Source organism: Ruegeria sp. N10 (genome assembly GCF_056531545.1).
On the sequence record NZ_JBQFLY010000006.1, the window covers coordinates 168,559 to 183,399 of the forward strand.

A 14,841-nucleotide genomic window follows, 5' to 3' on the forward strand; every position below is an offset into this window, starting at 1 on the left:
TCCGGTGCTTGTCATGACGGTCGAGGTCCTGCAATCCGGTTCAGGCTATCCCAAGATCATCCTGATCGGGCTGAACCGCTGTGCAACGACCTCGTTTCACAGGCTGTTCCAGAACAGCGGGATACCGTCAGTTCATTGGGAAGATGACCAGGGCCGAAACCTTGCGCACCGCATGTTGACCAACATAGCCATGGGGCGACGACCACTGGACGGGTTCGGAGCGGTGCGGGCCTTCACCGACATCGCTTTCGTCAGCTCACGCTTCATGCTGGACGGGGCGCGTTTCTTCCGTGAATTGCATGAAGCTTACCCGAATGCCTATTTCTTGCTGAACACACGGGACAGGGATGACTGGATTGCTTCGCGCGCCAACCATTCCGGTGGCGGGTATCTGGATCGGTGCTGCAGAGCCAATGGGCAGAGTGCGGATGAAGTGAAACACGGCTGGGCACATATGTATGATGTGCACCATGCCGAAGTAGAAGCCTATTTCGACGGCAACCCGCGCTACCTGCGTTTTGATATCGATCAGGACGATCCGCAACGCGTTGCGGACTGGCTCGCGTCGGATTTTGACGTGAACATCGCCCATTGGGGGCATTATAACCGAGGGGCGTCCCAGCGCGCCCGGACAGGCTGAAAGGCGGCCTTGTGCTGAATGGAGAATTGACATGGTTCAACTGACCCTGCCCAAAAATTCCCGGATTATCACCGGCAAGACTTGGCCAAAGCCGGATGGCGCGACCAATGTGCGAAAGTTCCAGATCTATCGCTGGAACCCGGATGACGGACAGAACCCCCGTGTCGATACCTACTTTGTCGATATGGACACGTGCGGACCGATGGTTTTGGACGCGCTGATCAAGATCAAGAACGAAATCGACCCGACCCTGACATTTCGCCGGTCATGCCGTGAAGGCATCTGCGGCTCGTGCGCGATGAATATTGACGGGATCAACACGCTGGCCTGTATCTATGGCATGGATGAGATCAAGGGCGACGTGAAAATCTATCCGCTGCCGCATATGCCTGTGGTCAAGGACCTTATCCCTGATCTGACCCATTTCTATGCCCAGCATGCGTCGATCATGCCGTGGCTGGAAACCAAGACCAACCGTCCTGCAAAGGAATGGAAGCAGTCGATCGAAGATCGGAAAAAGCTGGATGGTCTCTATGAGTGTGTGATGTGCGCCAGCTGCTCGACCTCGTGCCCGAGCTACTGGTGGAACGGCGACCGGTATCTCGGCCCTGCTGCTCTGTTGCACGCATATCGCTGGATCATCGACAGCCGGGATGAGGCCACGGGTGAGCGTCTGGACGAGTTGGAAGATCCGTTCAAGCTCTATCGCTGCCACACCATCATGAACTGTGCCAAGACCTGCCCCAAAGGTTTGAACCCGGCCAAGGCGATTGCCGAGATTAAAAAGATGATGGTCGAACGCGCGGTATAAGCACCTGCGCCGAATTGCGGTAAGCGCATGTCGATCTTGCAAAATAAGGCGATGTGGCCCCGGCTACATTGCCTTATTTTTTGGTCAGGGAGGAGTGATGAGTTCGAGTCAGGATCACTCCAATGAATGCAAACACATCCAAACAAAAAATCGACGCAAAAGAGGCGCTGAAACTGCTGGAGCAGGCATGGGCCTACTACACGCCGGAACCGGTTAAAGCCGACAAAGAGCCCGAGCTGTTCGAATACGCAAACGCGGCCTGACCAAATGCGACAGCCCTTGAAAAACATTGGTCAATCGGCAAAGCAGAGGAATGCCTGTTCTTCTGCTTTTGTTGGCCGCCGGAGTGTTCGCCTATTTTTTCTGGCGCTCGCGTCATTCGACGCTGACACGTGATTGTCGCTGGCGACAGAACAGACGTCATGGCATCTGGCGGTGCAGCTATTGTGGAGCGGAAATCGCTGCGACGGACCAACCTATGCGATGCCTGAAGGCAAGTGAGCGTTGAAAATAGGGCTTTTCGCGAGCCAGAGAATCCGCCACTCTGCACGCCATGACCGGTTCTGAGAATACTGCCCGCCCCCCCGAAGATGCCGAAGCCCGTCGTTCGGTCGCCCCTGTTATTTGTTATCCGAACGATGCCTTGCCGCGACCAGATTTGCCCTGGATGAGATCTGTACGCCAACGGGCAGTCAAAACCGGCGAAGTCCTGGTTCCTCCGCGTGAGGCGCGCTGTTTCGATGTACCTGCCGGGCATTTCTTTCGCATCACATCGGTTCAAGGCCCGCAGGTTGGCGATTTGAACCTGTGGAACCGCAATGATTTGTCCGAGCGCTTTTATTCCGGGAAAACGCGGGCTCTGCATGGCACGCACCTGACCACCGGAGAGCGGATGTGGTCCAGTTTCCCACATCTGCGCCCGATGGCCACGATCATAGCGGATACACTGGAATGGTACGGGATCGATACCCATGGGGGGTCGGTTCATGACGTGATTGGCACGCGTTGTGATCCATATACGGGCAATTTGCTGTCCGGCACGCAGTATCATCATTGCTGCCATTCCAACCTGACCCGCGCGTTGGCGGATCATCTGAATATCCCGATGGATGAGGCCGAACCCGCGGTGCACGACGTTCTGAACGTCTTCATGTGTACCGGTTTCACTCGGGATACAGGTCAGTATTTCATGAAAGCATCGCCCGTTCGCCCCGGCGACTATCTGGAATTCTTTGCCGAGATCGATCTGCTTGGCAATCTCAGCGCCTGTCCGGGTGGGGATTGCTCGTCCGAGCATTCCTCGGACACCGCCGCGTGTTATCCCTTGTTGGTCGAAACATTTGCCGCGACGGTCACAGACCTGGATGGTTGGGAAAGCCCGGCGCGCAATGGCTATGATCGCACGCACGGGCGTTAGGATCGGCGGGTACCCACCTTACCGCTAGTTGCCCGGGAATGCGGCCTGTAGCGCGATTTCCACCATGTCTCCAAAGCTGCTTTCACGTTCCGAGGATGGCAGAGCCTCTCCCGTCAGAAGGTGATCGGAAACGGTGAGAACTGCCAGAGCACGACATTTGTGGCGCGCTGCCAGGATATAGAGCTCGGCCGCCTCCATTTCGACGCCGAGAATCCCGTGACGCACCATCTGTTCGTTCAGGTCCGGGCGCTCATCATAGAAAACGTCCGAAGAATAAATCCCGCCGACATGGGTAGGGGTTCCTTTGGCAGCCGCCGCCTTTGCTGCCGCCTGCAACAAACTCCAATCGGCGCAGGGTGCAAAATTCAGTTCTTTCATGATACCGCGTGACGGCGTGCTTAGCGTTGTCGAGGCCATTGCCAGAATGACGTCTCGAATTTTTACGCTGTCCTGCATTCCGCCACACGACCCAATTCGGATCAGGGTTTTTGCACCGTAATCACGAATTAACTCATTTACGTAAATAGAGAGCGAGGGCATTCCCATGCCGCTACCCTGTATCGTTACAGGATTTCCCTTCCAATTTCCGGTAAACCCAAGCATCCCCCGGACGTTATTGACCTGTTTCACATCGTCCAAAAACGTCTCGGCTGCCCATTTCGCCCGATAAGGATCTCCGGGTAATAGGACAGTGTCTGCAATTTCGCCTTTTTCAGCGCCGATATGAATTGTCATTGTTTCGCTCCGCCCTGATCAGATTTCTAGATCGGAAATATCGGCGCCCGCCTGCAACGCGTCATGCACCCATTTCGGTTTGCGGCCACGACCTGTCCAGGTTTGTTCCGGATTGGCAGGGTTGCGGTATTTTTCTTTTGTTTTCGTGTTCTTGGATGCGCGGGGTGCGTCGCCTGAAAGCTCGGACAGCGAGTATCCGAATTCCGCGGCAGCCTTTTCTGCGGCTTTCAAAGCCTCACGGCGCTCGCGTTTTTCGGCTCCTACCAAGGCTTTTTCGACATCGTCACGCAATGCCAAAAGGTCTTTACGCGACATCTGTTCAAGATTGATCCCCATCATTCATCTCCGAAGGATATTATTTACGGTGCACTTGAGTGCGCACCGTAATTCTAACGAATGGTTTATTCCATCCCAAATATCAAAAGGGAAGAAACGGGGAATTAAGGGTCTAAAACCTCAGTTACTCGGCTGCGAGGTTTTTGGGGTCAACCAGTGTTACGATATCGCTCATGATCGCATTAAGTTCAAAGTTTTTGGGGGTGTAAACCTTGGCTACACCCATGGCTTTCAATTTTGCGGCATCGTCATCCGGAATAATTCCGCCAACAACCACGGGAATGTGAGACAAGCCAGCCTTCTGCAGCCGATCCATTACATCTTCGACCAAAGGCAGATGGCTACCGGACAGGATCGACAACCCGATGACATGTGCGTCATCGTCGCGGGCTGAGGTGACAATTTCTTCCGGGGTCAGCCGGATACCCTCATAGCTGATATCCATGCCGCAGTCGCGGGCACGGAACGCGATTTGTTCGGCGCCGTTGGAATGGCCGTCCAATCCCGGTTTTCCAACCAGAAATTTCAGGCGTCGCCCCAGTTTGTCGCTGACGGCATCAACCGCCGCGCGCAGGTCATCCAACCCTTCGGTTTTGTTCGAGACCGATCCGGAAACGCCGGTCGGACCACGATAAGTGCCGAAGACCTTGCGCATCTCTTCGGCCCATTCGCCGGTGGTCACACCCGCCTTGGCAGCGGCAATGGACGGCTCCATGACGTTTGCTCCTGTCTGAGCCGCTTGGCGCAACGCCGCCAAGGTCGCTGCAACAGCCGCTTCGTCCCGCTCAGCCCGCCACGCATTCAAGCGGTCGATCTGTTCCTGTTCCACGGCAGGATCAACGACCATGATGCCGCCATCTTCAGTCTGAAGGGGGGAAGCCTCGCCTTCCATCCATTTGTTCACGCCGACCACGACGGTTTCGTTGCGTTCGATCCGGTTCAGACGTTCGGCGTTGGAATCCACAAGGCGGGATTTCATATACTCAATAGACGCAACCGCACCGCCCATCGAATCCAGGTTCGCCAGCTCTGCCCGCGCGCCTGCTTTCAATTCTTCGACCTTGGCATCAACAGCCGGGTTGCCATCGAACAGGTCATCGAATTCCAACAGATCAGTTTCATAGGCCAGAATTTGCTGCATCCGCATGGACCATTGCTGGTCCCAGGGGCGTGGCAGGCCAAGTGCCTCGTTCCATGCAGGCAACTGCACCGCGCGGGCGCGCGCGCTTTTCGACAGCGTCACGGCCAGCATTTCAATCAGGATACGGTACACGTTGTTCTCTGGCTGCTGTTCGGTCAGGCCCAGTGAGTTTACCTGCACACCATAGCGGAAGCGGCGGAACTTTGGGTTCTCAACACTATACCGCTGTTGCAGAATTTCATCCCAAAGATCAACAAACGCGCGCATTTTGCACATTTCGGTAACAAAACGGATTCCTGCATTCACGAAAAACGAAATCCGACCACACAGTGCCGGAAAATCTTCGACCGGAACACGGGGGCGCAGCTCGTCCAGCACGGCAATGGCTGTTGCCATCGCATAAGCAAGTTCTTGTTCCGGTGTCGCGCCTGCCTCTTGCAGGTGATAGGAACACACATTCATCGGGTTCCACTTGGGGACATTGGAATAGCAATACTCAGCCACGTCTGCGATCATCTTCAGCGACGGTTTTGGCGGGCAAACATAAGTGCCCCGGCTCAGATATTCCTTGATCAGGTCGTTCTGGACCGTGCCCTGCAATTTGGAAACGTCAGCGCCTTGTTCCTCGGCCGCGGCGATGTAAAGGGCTAGCAACCAAGGGGCGGTCGCGTTGATCGTCATTGACGTGTTCATCTGTTCCAGCGGAATCTGATCGAACAAAACCCGCATATCGCCCAGATGGCAGACGGGCACCCCGACTTTGCCAACTTCGCCACGTGCCAACGTGTGGTCACTGTCATATCCGGTCTGGGTGGGCAGATCGAAGGCAACCGAAAGACCGGTTTGCCCTTTGGCGAGGTTGCCACGATAAAGCGCGTTCGAGGCCTTGGCGGTGGAATGACCGGCATAGGTCCGGATGAGCCAGGGGCGATCTTTCTGCATCTGCGTCATGAAGGGGCCTCGCGTTTCGGTGGGCAATAAAATTACGTCCTGAGGTTCTAAAGCGCAATTTTCGGGACATGTCAATTCGCTGCGTTGCGGCATCCTGCAATTGTTCAGATTGTGAGCAGCTTCGATTGGTGGCAAGGTGCGGCCATGACGCAAACCGTGGAACTTCCGCTTTGGCTTTTTGTGCTGATCGTGGTCTTTGCCATGGTTACTTTCGCTTCACATTTTCTGTTCCCGTCAGTCCGATGGTTTTTCCGCCGCCGGTTGGAACGTGCCGTGGCGCGTTTGAACCAGCGCCTGCAACGTCCGATCCAACCGTTCAAGCTGGCCCGTCGGCACGACATGATTCAACGGCTGATTTATGATCCGCAGGTTGGTAAAGCGGTTCAGCATCACGCCCTCGAAACTGGAATACCCGAAGCCGTTGCGTCCGAGCAGGCACGCCGCTATGCCCGCGAGATCGTGCCGTCCTTTTCCGCCTTCGCCTATTTCAGTTTTGCGATCCGGCTAGCCCGGCTGTTAAGCAACACGTTCTACGAGGTGCGGCTTAGCTACGAGGACGAAGACGCGGTCAGGACAATCGACCCTGATGCAACCGTTGTTTTTGTGATGAACCACAGAAGCAATATGGACTACGTATTGGTTACATATCTGGCGGCCCCGCACTCTGCTTTATCCTACGCAGTAGGAGAATGGGCGCGGGTTTGGCCGCTGAGCCGGTTGATCCGGGCAATGGGGGCCTACTTTATCCGGCGCAAGTCAGGCAGCGAGCTCTACCGGCAGGTTTTGTCCACCTATGTGCGCCATGCGACCGAAGCCGGTGTTACGCAAGCCATGTTTCCAGAAGGTGGTTTAAGCCTGACAGGAGCGCTCGCCCGCCCAAAGCTTGGATTGCTCAAGTATATAATGGATGGGACGACGTCGCAGGGGCGTGATGTCGTATTCGTTCCTGTCGCTTTGAATTATGACCGTGTGCTCGAAGACACCATTCTGACCCGTGCGGCACTGGGAAAAGAGCGTCGTTTTCGGGCCCGGATCGGGGTCATCACGCGTTGGATTCTCAAACAGTTCTGGCGGCGAGTGATCGGGCGTTACAAGCGGTTTGGGCTGGCATCGGTCCGGTACGGAATCCCGATTTCTCTGAAAGAGTTCCGGGCCAAGGGCAGTGATGACATGATGACCGATCTGGCGCGCACATTGATGCAGCGTATCCAGAACGCGATCCCGTTGGTCCCGGCCCCTGCGGCTTGTTTGCTGATACGTGACAATGGGCCGATGGCGGAACAGGATCTGCGGTCCTGTATTCAGGCGATGATGGAACGTGACGGTAAGCAGACCCAAGACAATGCGTCGGCCATATCAAGCGCTTTGGATCAGTTGATTGAACGACGGATACTCAAGCGGCAGGGGCATGTTCTTTCCGAATCTGGGCAACGCGGTGATTTGCTGGAGTATTATGCAGCATCTGTACCGGTTTCCGCGCGCCCTTCTGTTTCTGCGTATGCAAAATAATTTCTGCAACCGCTGGGTCATAAAATTACAATTTAGCATCAAAAACGGTTGCAATATTTCGCGATGGCCAATATTTCATCTGATAAAGCACGCGATTCTGCGTCGCGGCAAAAGTATTGAAAAAGGAGGCCAGCATGGCTTTGGACACCGAAACCGGTATCGCGTCGTATGAGGCACCTGAAAAAGACCTCTATGAAATGGGTGAGATCCCTCCGATGGGATATGTCCCGAAACAAATGTACGCATGGGCCATCCGAAAGGAACGCCATGGCGAGCCAAACACTGCGATGCAGCAGGAAGTGGTCGATGTACCCACGCTGGACAGCAATGAGGTACTTGTTCTGGTGATGGCAGCAGGCGTTAACTACAACGGTGTCTGGGCTGCACTGGGCCAGCCGATCAGCCCCTTCGATGGCCACAAGGCACCGTACCATGTCGCAGGTTCTGATGCATCGGGTATCGTCTGGGCTGTTGGTGACAAGGTCAAGCGCTGGAAGGTTGGCGATGAAGTTGTTATCCACTGCAACCAGGACGATGGCGACGACGAAGAATGCAACGGCGGCGACCCAATGTACTCGACCAGTCAGCGGATCTGGGGCTATGAAACACCTGACGGCTCGTTCAGCCAGTTCACACGCGTGCAAGCTCAGCAGTTGATGCCGCGCCCCAAGCACCTGACCTGGGAAGAAGCGGCGTGCTACACGCTGACACTCGCGACAGCTTACCGTATGCTGTTTGGTCACGAACCGCACGACCTGAAACCGGGTCAGAACGTTCTGGTCTGGGGTGCCTCGGGCGGTCTGGGGTCTTATGCTATCCAGTTGATCAACACAGCCGGGGCAAACGCGATCGGGGTGATTTCGGACGAAAGCAAGCGCGATTTCGTCATGGGTCTGGGCGCAAAAGGGGTTTTGAACCGCCGCGACTTTAATTGCTGGGGCCAACTGCCCACGGTCAATACGCCTGAATACGCCGAGTGGTTCAAAGAGGCCCGCAAGTTCGGCAAGGCGATCTGGGATATCACCGGCAAGGGCAACAATGTCGACATGGTGTTCGAGCATCCGGGCGAAAGCACCTTCCCGGTCTCGACCTTCGTGGTGAAAAAAGGCGGCATGGTTGTGATTTGTGCGGGGACGTCCGGGTTCAACTGCACATTCGACGTACGTTACATGTGGATGCACCAGAAACGCCTGCAGGGTTCGCATTTTGCCCATCTGAAACAAGCGGCAGCGGCGAACAAGCTGATGGTCGAGCGCCGTCTGGACCCCTGTATGTCCGAGGTGTTTGCCTGGAACGACCTTCCGGAAGCACATATGAAAATGCTGCGGAATGAACACAAGCCGGGCAACATGTCTGTGCTTGTTCAGGCGCCGCGTACCGGGCTGCGCACACTCGAAGAAGTTTTGGACGCAGGCTGAAACAGTTCAGGACCTTAGACAAAAACCACCCGCGAATCGCACTGCCGGTTCGCGGGTGGTTTGCTGTTTGCAGACCTTTTTCATGGTTTCAAATGCTTGCGATTATTACTCCCGCTATTTTTGGGGAGTAGAAACCGGTGAATAGGTCGAAAAAGATCATACATGTTATGGTTGTGTTAACGCTTCGTTAACTGTTTCAGAGAGACCCTGATGGCGCAAAATGAGTGGATATTGGACGTACTATCGGACCTCAACGCTTTTGCCGTTGCGAATGGGTTGAGCGCGCTTGCAGAACAGCTTGATGATACAAGGCTGATTGCGGCGGCCGAGATCGCGTCCCTGAAGAACGAGGCACGGGCGCCCGCGGATGGGAACGAAAACCGATTTGGGTCAAATCCTTCAGGATTTGGAAAACACCAGCACGCTTGAAGAGCTCAGCACCGTCGCCGAATGTCTGCGAGACATTTTGAAGGTCGCACATCTGACATATCACTGGGTTGACGGCGCAGGGGACCAATACGGGTATACGACGTACTCAGACGCCTGGGACGAACGATACAGGGAAAAAAACTATCATCGTATTGATCCTGTAATTCTGGGGTGTTTCCAGCGATTTCACCCAGTTGACTGGAAGTCTCTGGACTGGTCCAGCAAGGTGGCCAAATCATTCCTTCAGGATGCCCACGACCATGGGGTCGGCAATCAGGGATACTCGATCCCGATCCGAGGGCCAAACGGCCAGTTCGCTCTTTTTACCGTTAACCATAGTTGCGACGATCAAACTTGGCAGACCTTCATCTCGACCTTCGGGCGCGAGTTGATTCTTGTTGCGCACTATATCAATCGCAAAGCGCTGGAGTTTGAAAAAGACAGGCAACCGGATGCAACGCGCGGCCTGTCGCCCCGAGAAATTGACGCAATTACCCTTTTGGCACTGGGTTACAGCCGCGCTCAGGTGGCGCATTCCCTGTCGATTTCCGAACACACGTTACGCGTTTACATTGAAAGCGCCCGGTCGAAACTCGGAGCCCTTAACACGACCCACGCAATCGCAACGGCACTCAGCCGGGGATTAATAGTCGTTTAAGTGCAAAGCGTCCTCAAAACGCAATATTAACCACGACTCTGTACCCCCTTCGTTCCTGCACAGGACGACAAGGGGAATAGTCATGTTGCGTTATCTATATGCCGATGAGTTACACAGATTTCCGACTCTGGCTGAGGGGATGTTCAAGGATCGCGCAGATCAGTTCAAAACCCGGTTGGGGTGGGATGTCCATGTCAACAAAAAAGGAGAAGAGCGGGATGAGTACGACGACCTCAACCCGCTTTATGTCATCTGGGAAGAACCGGATGGCAGCCATGGCGGGTCGATGCGGGTATTGCCGACAACAGGCCGGGTAATGATCAATGAGGTGTTTGGGCATCTCAACGGCGGCAAGCCGATTTGCAGCCCGCTGATCTGGGAGGTGACCCGGTTCTGCCTGTCCCGCACAGCCAGCCCGCACACTGCCGGGGCCATCATGCTAAGCGGGGGCGAGATGATGGAAGGCTTTGGCCTGACGCATATTGCCGGTGTTTTTGATGCCCGTATGATCCGGATCTATCGTCTGATCGGGTCGTCCCCCAAGGTTCTTGGAACCCAAGGCAAAGGGCGTGACCAGATCTCGGTTGGGTTGTGGCCCTATTCAGCGGATGATTGCAACCGCGTGGCTGAACGGGCAGGGATCCCGCGTGAGCTTTCGCGCATGTGGTTCAAGGCGGCTTTCGGGCGATCCAAACTGCACCGATTTGCCTTGTCTGCCTAAGGACCGGAAAACGCAATTCCGCATCTGGTGATGGTTGGCGCGGCCCTGTAGGGTCGCGCCATGTCTTTGCCCAACGTGACCTTCTCAGATGATCAGGCCGCCGCGTATGACAGCATCGCCGAGATGCTGCGCTCAGCCGGTGTCGACCTGGAGGACGATGCCCTTCTCAAACTGCCGGGGGCAGGGAAGTCTGGCGTGATGGCTGTCATCGGCAAGGCCGGGTCCGGCAAAACGTTGCTACTGGCCGAACTTTACAAAGCGCTGGCGGAGACCGGTGTTCAGGTCGTGTCCGGTGACTACGAAAGTCGTAAATCCAGAGACAAGCGCAGCCTTGCCATTCTGGCCCCCACAAACAAAGCCGCAAGTGTTCTGCGCCTTCGCGGTGTTCCGGCAACTACTATTCACCGCATCCTTTATACGCCGGTCTATGACCCAGAATACGAGCGTATCGCCGAGTGGCTGGCCGGAAATGATGAGCGCCCCGAGATCGAAGGTCTGACAGACGAAGCTTTGGACCGTGCTGCTGCGTTTTATCGTAACAACAAATCGATTCCCGGAGCGCTGGCCGCTGCCGGATTGCGCGGTTCGGACTTCATTACAGGTTGGAAACGCCGCGAGGAACCGCTGGACATCGGGTTTGTCGACGAGGCGTCGATGCTGGATGATCGTCAGTTCGAAGACCTGAAAGAGATATTCCCGACCCTTCTGCTGTTCGGTGATCCCGCACAGCTGGCTCCGGTCAATCAGTCCGGTAGCATGGTGTTTGAAGCCTTGCCCGAACCACGAAAGCTGACGCTTCAGCGGGTACATCGGCAAGACGCGGATAACCCGATCCTGGACCTGGCGCACGCTCTTGCCAATCCGTCGATGGGATTTGAAGAATTTGAGCGTTTGGTCGAAGACACCGCCCGCCGGGATGACAGGGTCGTTTGGGGGCAGCGGGTCGAAGTTGATCTGATGGCGCGCAGCCCGGTTCTGGTCTGGCGTAACGCCACGCGCATTCGTTTGATACAGGCGTTCAGGCAAGTTCATGGCGCACCGGATACGGAGCTTTTGGAAGGTGAGCCGCTGATCTGCGACGGGATCGAGTTGCCGTTGAAGCACCGCAAAAAGCGGTTGGATCTTGAGGCGCGCGGCCTGATCAAGGGGGCCCAGGTTGTCTATCTTGGCCCCGGTCGCAAGCCGGGGTTTTCTCGCTTGCATGTGATCGGGGCCGAAGACCCACAGGTCAGCGCCGCGTCGATTGTCCAGATCGAAAAACCGGATGAGGAAGAGCCCTTCATTCCTTTTGCCGCTCGTATGGGGGCGACGTTTTTGCACGGGGCTGCGGTGACGATACACAAGGCACAAGGATCACAGTGGGACACGGTTCAGGTGTTTGCCCCTGACATTTACGCCGCCGCCCGGATGGGCCGTACTGAGGCCGGGCAGCCTTTGTGGAAGCGTTTGGCTTATGTCGCGATCACCCGCGCACAGGAGCGTTTGATCTGGGTGGTTCGCAATCGATTGTCAAAACCCACCCACCCGTTGCAGATAGATGATTTGCGCGCGGTCCCCGCAGTTTCACTCGCACTGGAGGCAGAAGAGACATGGGTTCCATAATCGTAACTGGTGCAAGCTCTGGCATCGGTCGGGCCACCGCCGAGCTTTTTCTGGCGCAGGGCTGGACGGTCGGGCTGCTGGCGCGCAGCGCGGACAAGCTGAATGCCCTCGCGCAAGAATACCCGGCGGCCATAGCAATGCCCGCCGATGTGACCGACCCGGACGCAGTCAAACAAGCGTTCCACGCCTTCATGGATCGGACAGGGCGACTTGATGTTCTGTTTAACAACGCTGGTATTTTTGCCCGCGGGGGCACAATCGACGAAATCGCGTTGGACGATTGGTATCAAACCGTCAACGTCAACTTGAACGGTATGTTTCTATGCGCGCGTGAGGCCTTTGGGATCATGCGTTATCAAAGCCCGCAGGGCGGGCGGATCATCAATAACGGCTCGATTGCAGCGCATGTTCCGCGCCCGAATTCTGTACATTATTCGGCGACCAAACATGCCATTACGGGGCTGACGCGCAGCCTTTCACTAGATGGACGATCCTTTGGAATTGCATGTGGTCAGATCGATATCGGCAACGCACGCACACAGATGGTTCAGGATCTGGTGGATGCGGCGCAGGCGGCAGGCCAGACGCCGGACCCAACCATGGCGGTTGAGGATGCCGCGCGGTCCGTTCTGCATATGGCCACCCTGCCGCCCGAGGCGAATGTGCAGTTCATGACGGTCATGGCCACGACCATGCCCTATATCGGCAGGGGGTGAGTGTCAGTTTTCCCGCAACAGTCGGAACGCTGTCGACGCGCCCCAACCCGCGGCAATTGCGATAACCAATGACATCAGCCCGTACCAAACGGGTTGCTGACGGGACATATTGTACAGAAACCGCTCCAACCCGACTTTACGGACGTCGATTTTGGTTTCGTATTGCGATACAACCTCTCCTCCGCGGGTCAGGAAGATCCGGGCGGAATAATCCCCTTCGGTCAGGTCCGCGGGCATGTCGATTGACGTTCGGAACAAAGTTTGTTCGTCCACGGCCACTGTGTTCTCGCGGATGGAATACAGCTGTTCAGATTCACGGATACGGATCACGGCATCTGCAAAATCCTGAGCACCACGGATGTGCATCGCCGCTCCGACCGACCGGATCGCGCGTTCGATCGAAATGCGGTGACGCAGGTCTTCGGTATCGGTCAGAATTTGATCCAACGGTTCGCTGGTGGCAACTGCGTAGAAACTTGGTGCCAGGTCGACCAGAACGCTATCTGTGTTTACCCAAATCCCTAGCTTTCGCTCTTTGCGGCGAACCGTTACGGGCTCGGACGGGCCTGCAACCGCTACAATAACCGCGACTGGTGGGCCTGGCGGAATGGGTGATTCCCGTTTGATGGCCCCGAAAATGAGGATCTCAGACCCGTCAAAGTCGGCAGTGATCGCAACACGATCCTGGCTGAGGCCCAGGACGACCTGCTCTTCATCGGCTGCGGCGGGCAGGCAGAGCAGGCACAAAGCGGCAAAGACATAGCGCAGCATTCTTAATGCCCCCCGCTGTTGCCAAGCGAATAAAGCTCGGATGGTTCAAGAAGCAAATCAAGGGCCAGTTTACCGCAGACGACCAGAACCAGCGCCGCCAACAGAACGCGAAGCTGTTCAGCCGGCATGCGCGATCCGATTACGGTTCCGATCTGGGCGCCAATGACGCCCCCGACCAGCAGCAAAACCGCCAGGACAATGTCCACGGTATAGTTGGTGGTCGCGTGCAGCATCGTGGTAAATGCGGTTACGAAGATGATCTGAAACAACGATGTGCCGACAACGACTTTCGTGGGCATTCCCAGCAGGTAAATCATCGCCGGGACCATGATGAAGCCGCCACCGACCCCCATAATCGCGGACAAGACCCCGACGCTTAGACCAACTACAACCGGTGGAATGACCGAGATATAAAGACCTGATGTGCGAAAGCGCATCTTGAAGGGCATCGAATGAACCCAGCCACGTTGGCGGCGCTTGGCTGGCGCTGCCCCGCCTTTCTTGGCTTTGCGCAGCGCCCTCAAGCTTTCGATGAACATCAGGCTGCCAATGATACCAAGGAAGACCACGTAACAAAGAGTTACCAGAAGGTCGACCTGGCCCAGGCTTTTTAGATAGTTAAAGACAACAACGCCCAATGCAGCCCCGACTAGACCGCCTGTCAACAAAACCGTACCCATCTTGAGGTCAACGGTCTTTCGTCGAAAATGGGCCAGCACCCCGGAAAAGGACGATGCAACAATCTGATTGGCCTCTGTCGCAACCGCAACAGCCGGTGGTATGCCAATGAAAAACAGCAGCGGCGTCATGAGAAACCCGCCGCCGACCCCGAACATCCCCGACAGAATTCCAACCATTCCACCCAGACCAAGGAGTAGAAATGCATTTACCGAGACTTCGGCTATGGGCAGGTAAATATGCATGATACCGTCACTTTGCGCTGGGTCTTGGCTTGCCTTCTATCAAACTCGAATTCAAGAGCGGTT

The 14,841-nt window shown here is 55.9% G+C and carries 15 protein-coding genes; 10 read left to right on the forward strand and 5 right to left on the reverse strand.

Annotation, left to right across the window (positions count from 1 at the left end; genetic code table 11):
• Positions 1-13 precede the first annotated feature (13 nt).
• The 4 genes from ACR0JI_RS10845 to ACR0JI_RS10860 all read left to right on the forward strand — a co-directional run bounded on the left by ACR0JI_RS10845 (position 14) and on the right by ACR0JI_RS10860 (position 2,868).
• Positions 14-640, forward strand: a complete 627-nt coding sequence (locus ACR0JI_RS10845; protein ID WP_480494294.1) for a sulfotransferase — start codon at positions 14-16, stop codon at positions 638-640.
• 31 nt (positions 641-671) lie between these two features.
• Positions 672-1,451 carry a succinate dehydrogenase iron-sulfur subunit gene (locus tag ACR0JI_RS10850; protein ID WP_117870326.1) on the forward strand — a complete coding sequence of 260 codons (780 nt, stop codon included), beginning with the start codon at positions 672-674 and terminating at the stop codon, positions 1,449-1,451.
• 122 nt (positions 1,452-1,573) lie between these two features.
• Positions 1,574-1,714: a hypothetical protein gene (locus tag ACR0JI_RS10855; protein WP_267363816.1), complete on the forward strand. Its 141-nt coding sequence runs from the start codon at positions 1,574-1,576 to the stop codon at positions 1,712-1,714.
• Positions 1,715-2,004: 290 nt separating this feature from the next.
• Complete coding sequence (locus tag ACR0JI_RS10860) at positions 2,005-2,868, forward strand: urea carboxylase-associated family protein (RefSeq protein ID WP_480475106.1); 864 nt, start codon at positions 2,005-2,007, stop codon at positions 2,866-2,868.
• A gap of 24 nt (positions 2,869-2,892) precedes the next feature.
• Here the strand turns inward: ACR0JI_RS10860 and deoD are convergent, their stop codons facing one another.
• The 3 genes from deoD to ACR0JI_RS10875 all read right to left on the reverse strand — a co-directional run bounded on the left by deoD (position 2,893) and on the right by ACR0JI_RS10875 (position 6,124).
• On the reverse strand, positions 2,893-3,603 hold the full coding sequence (gene deoD / locus ACR0JI_RS10865) for a purine-nucleoside phosphorylase (protein ID WP_480494292.1): 711 nt from the start codon (positions 3,601-3,603) through the stop codon (positions 2,893-2,895).
• 18 nt (positions 3,604-3,621) lie between these two features.
• Complete coding sequence (locus ACR0JI_RS10870; protein WP_480494290.1) at positions 3,622-3,939, reverse strand: H-NS histone family protein; 318 nt, start codon at positions 3,937-3,939, stop codon at positions 3,622-3,624.
• A gap of 124 nt (positions 3,940-4,063) precedes the next feature.
• The gene (locus tag ACR0JI_RS10875; RefSeq protein WP_480475112.1) at positions 4,064-6,124 is read right to left on the reverse strand and encodes a methylmalonyl-CoA mutase family protein; all 2,061 of its coding nucleotides are present in this window, start codon (positions 6,122-6,124) and stop codon (positions 4,064-4,066) included.
• Positions 6,125-6,175: 51 nt separating this feature from the next.
• Between ACR0JI_RS10875 and ACR0JI_RS10880 the strand changes: the two genes are divergently transcribed.
• The 6 genes from ACR0JI_RS10880 to ACR0JI_RS10905 all read left to right on the forward strand — a co-directional run bounded on the left by ACR0JI_RS10880 (position 6,176) and on the right by ACR0JI_RS10905 (position 13,084).
• A complete protein-coding gene (locus ACR0JI_RS10880) occupies positions 6,176-7,540 on the forward strand; it encodes a 1-acyl-sn-glycerol-3-phosphate acyltransferase (protein ID WP_480475114.1) in 1,365 nt (454 codons plus the stop codon).
• A gap of 134 nt (positions 7,541-7,674) precedes the next feature.
• Positions 7,675-8,958, forward strand: coding sequence for a crotonyl-CoA carboxylase/reductase (gene ccrA, locus ACR0JI_RS10885; RefSeq protein ID WP_480475116.1), 1,284 nt, complete (start codon positions 7,675-7,677; stop codon positions 8,956-8,958).
• A 367-nt stretch (positions 8,959-9,325) separates the two neighbouring features.
• Positions 9,326-10,045, forward strand: a complete 720-nt coding sequence (locus ACR0JI_RS10890) for a helix-turn-helix transcriptional regulator (RefSeq protein WP_480475118.1) — start codon at positions 9,326-9,328, stop codon at positions 10,043-10,045.
• A gap of 82 nt (positions 10,046-10,127) precedes the next feature.
• Positions 10,128-10,766 carry an acyl-homoserine-lactone synthase gene (locus tag ACR0JI_RS10895; protein WP_480475120.1) on the forward strand — a complete coding sequence of 213 codons (639 nt, stop codon included), beginning with the start codon at positions 10,128-10,130 and terminating at the stop codon, positions 10,764-10,766.
• 60 nt (positions 10,767-10,826) lie between these two features.
• On the forward strand, positions 10,827-12,368 hold the full coding sequence (locus ACR0JI_RS10900; RefSeq protein ID WP_480475122.1) for an ATP-dependent DNA helicase: 1,542 nt from the start codon (positions 10,827-10,829) through the stop codon (positions 12,366-12,368).
• The gene (locus tag ACR0JI_RS10905; RefSeq protein ID WP_480475124.1) at positions 12,356-13,084 is read left to right on the forward strand and encodes an SDR family oxidoreductase; all 729 of its coding nucleotides are present in this window, start codon (positions 12,356-12,358) and stop codon (positions 13,082-13,084) included. Before ACR0JI_RS10900 ends, ACR0JI_RS10905 begins: the two co-directional genes overlap by 13 nt.
• A 3-nt stretch (positions 13,085-13,087) precedes the next feature.
• On the opposite strand, the gene ACR0JI_RS10910 is transcribed toward ACR0JI_RS10905, so the two are convergent.
• Together ACR0JI_RS10910 and ACR0JI_RS10915 are read right to left on the reverse strand one after the other, a co-directional pair.
• Positions 13,088-13,855 carry a TIGR02186 family protein gene (locus ACR0JI_RS10910; RefSeq protein WP_480475126.1) on the reverse strand — a complete coding sequence of 256 codons (768 nt, stop codon included), beginning with the start codon at positions 13,853-13,855 and terminating at the stop codon, positions 13,088-13,090.
• A 2-nt stretch (positions 13,856-13,857) separates the two neighbouring features.
• Positions 13,858-14,778: a sulfite exporter TauE/SafE family protein gene (locus ACR0JI_RS10915; RefSeq protein WP_480475128.1), complete on the reverse strand. Its 921-nt coding sequence runs from the start codon at positions 14,776-14,778 to the stop codon at positions 13,858-13,860.
• Positions 14,779-14,841 lie beyond the last annotated feature (63 nt).

Bases quoted from the DNA above. Each gene is read 5' to 3' on its own strand.
- ACR0JI_RS10845 (WP_480494294.1), top strand. From the start codon at position 14: ATGACGGTCGAGGTCCTGCAATCCGGTTCAGGCTATCCCAAGATCATC.
- ACR0JI_RS10850 (WP_117870326.1), top strand. From the start codon at position 672: ATGGTTCAACTGACCCTGCCCAAAAATTCCCGGATTATCACCGGCAAG.
- ACR0JI_RS10855 (WP_267363816.1), top strand. From the start codon at position 1,574: ATGAATGCAAACACATCCAAACAAAAAATCGACGCAAAAGAGGCGCTG.
- ACR0JI_RS10860 (WP_480475106.1), top strand. From the start codon at position 2,005: ATGACCGGTTCTGAGAATACTGCCCGCCCCCCCGAAGATGCCGAAGCC.
- deoD (WP_480494292.1), bottom strand. From the start codon at position 3,603: ATGACAATTCATATCGGCGCTGAAAAAGGCGAAATTGCAGACACTGTC.
- ACR0JI_RS10870 (WP_480494290.1), bottom strand. From the start codon at position 3,939: ATGGGGATCAATCTTGAACAGATGTCGCGTAAAGACCTTTTGGCATTG.
- ACR0JI_RS10875 (WP_480475112.1), bottom strand. From the start codon at position 6,124: ATGCCGCAACGCAGCGAATTGACATGTCCCGAAAATTGCGCTTTAGAA.
- ACR0JI_RS10880 (WP_480475114.1), top strand. From the start codon at position 6,176: ATGACGCAAACCGTGGAACTTCCGCTTTGGCTTTTTGTGCTGATCGTG.
- ccrA (WP_480475116.1), top strand. From the start codon at position 7,675: ATGGCTTTGGACACCGAAACCGGTATCGCGTCGTATGAGGCACCTGAA.
- ACR0JI_RS10890 (WP_480475118.1), top strand. From the start codon at position 9,326: ATGGGAACGAAAACCGATTTGGGTCAAATCCTTCAGGATTTGGAAAAC.
- ACR0JI_RS10895 (WP_480475120.1), top strand. From the start codon at position 10,128: ATGTTGCGTTATCTATATGCCGATGAGTTACACAGATTTCCGACTCTG.
- ACR0JI_RS10900 (WP_480475122.1), top strand. From the start codon at position 10,827: ATGTCTTTGCCCAACGTGACCTTCTCAGATGATCAGGCCGCCGCGTAT.
- ACR0JI_RS10905 (WP_480475124.1), top strand. From the start codon at position 12,356: ATGGGTTCCATAATCGTAACTGGTGCAAGCTCTGGCATCGGTCGGGCC.
- ACR0JI_RS10910 (WP_480475126.1), bottom strand. From the start codon at position 13,855: ATGCTGCGCTATGTCTTTGCCGCTTTGTGCCTGCTCTGCCTGCCCGCC.
- ACR0JI_RS10915 (WP_480475128.1), bottom strand. From the start codon at position 14,778: ATGCATATTTACCTGCCCATAGCCGAAGTCTCGGTAAATGCATTTCTA.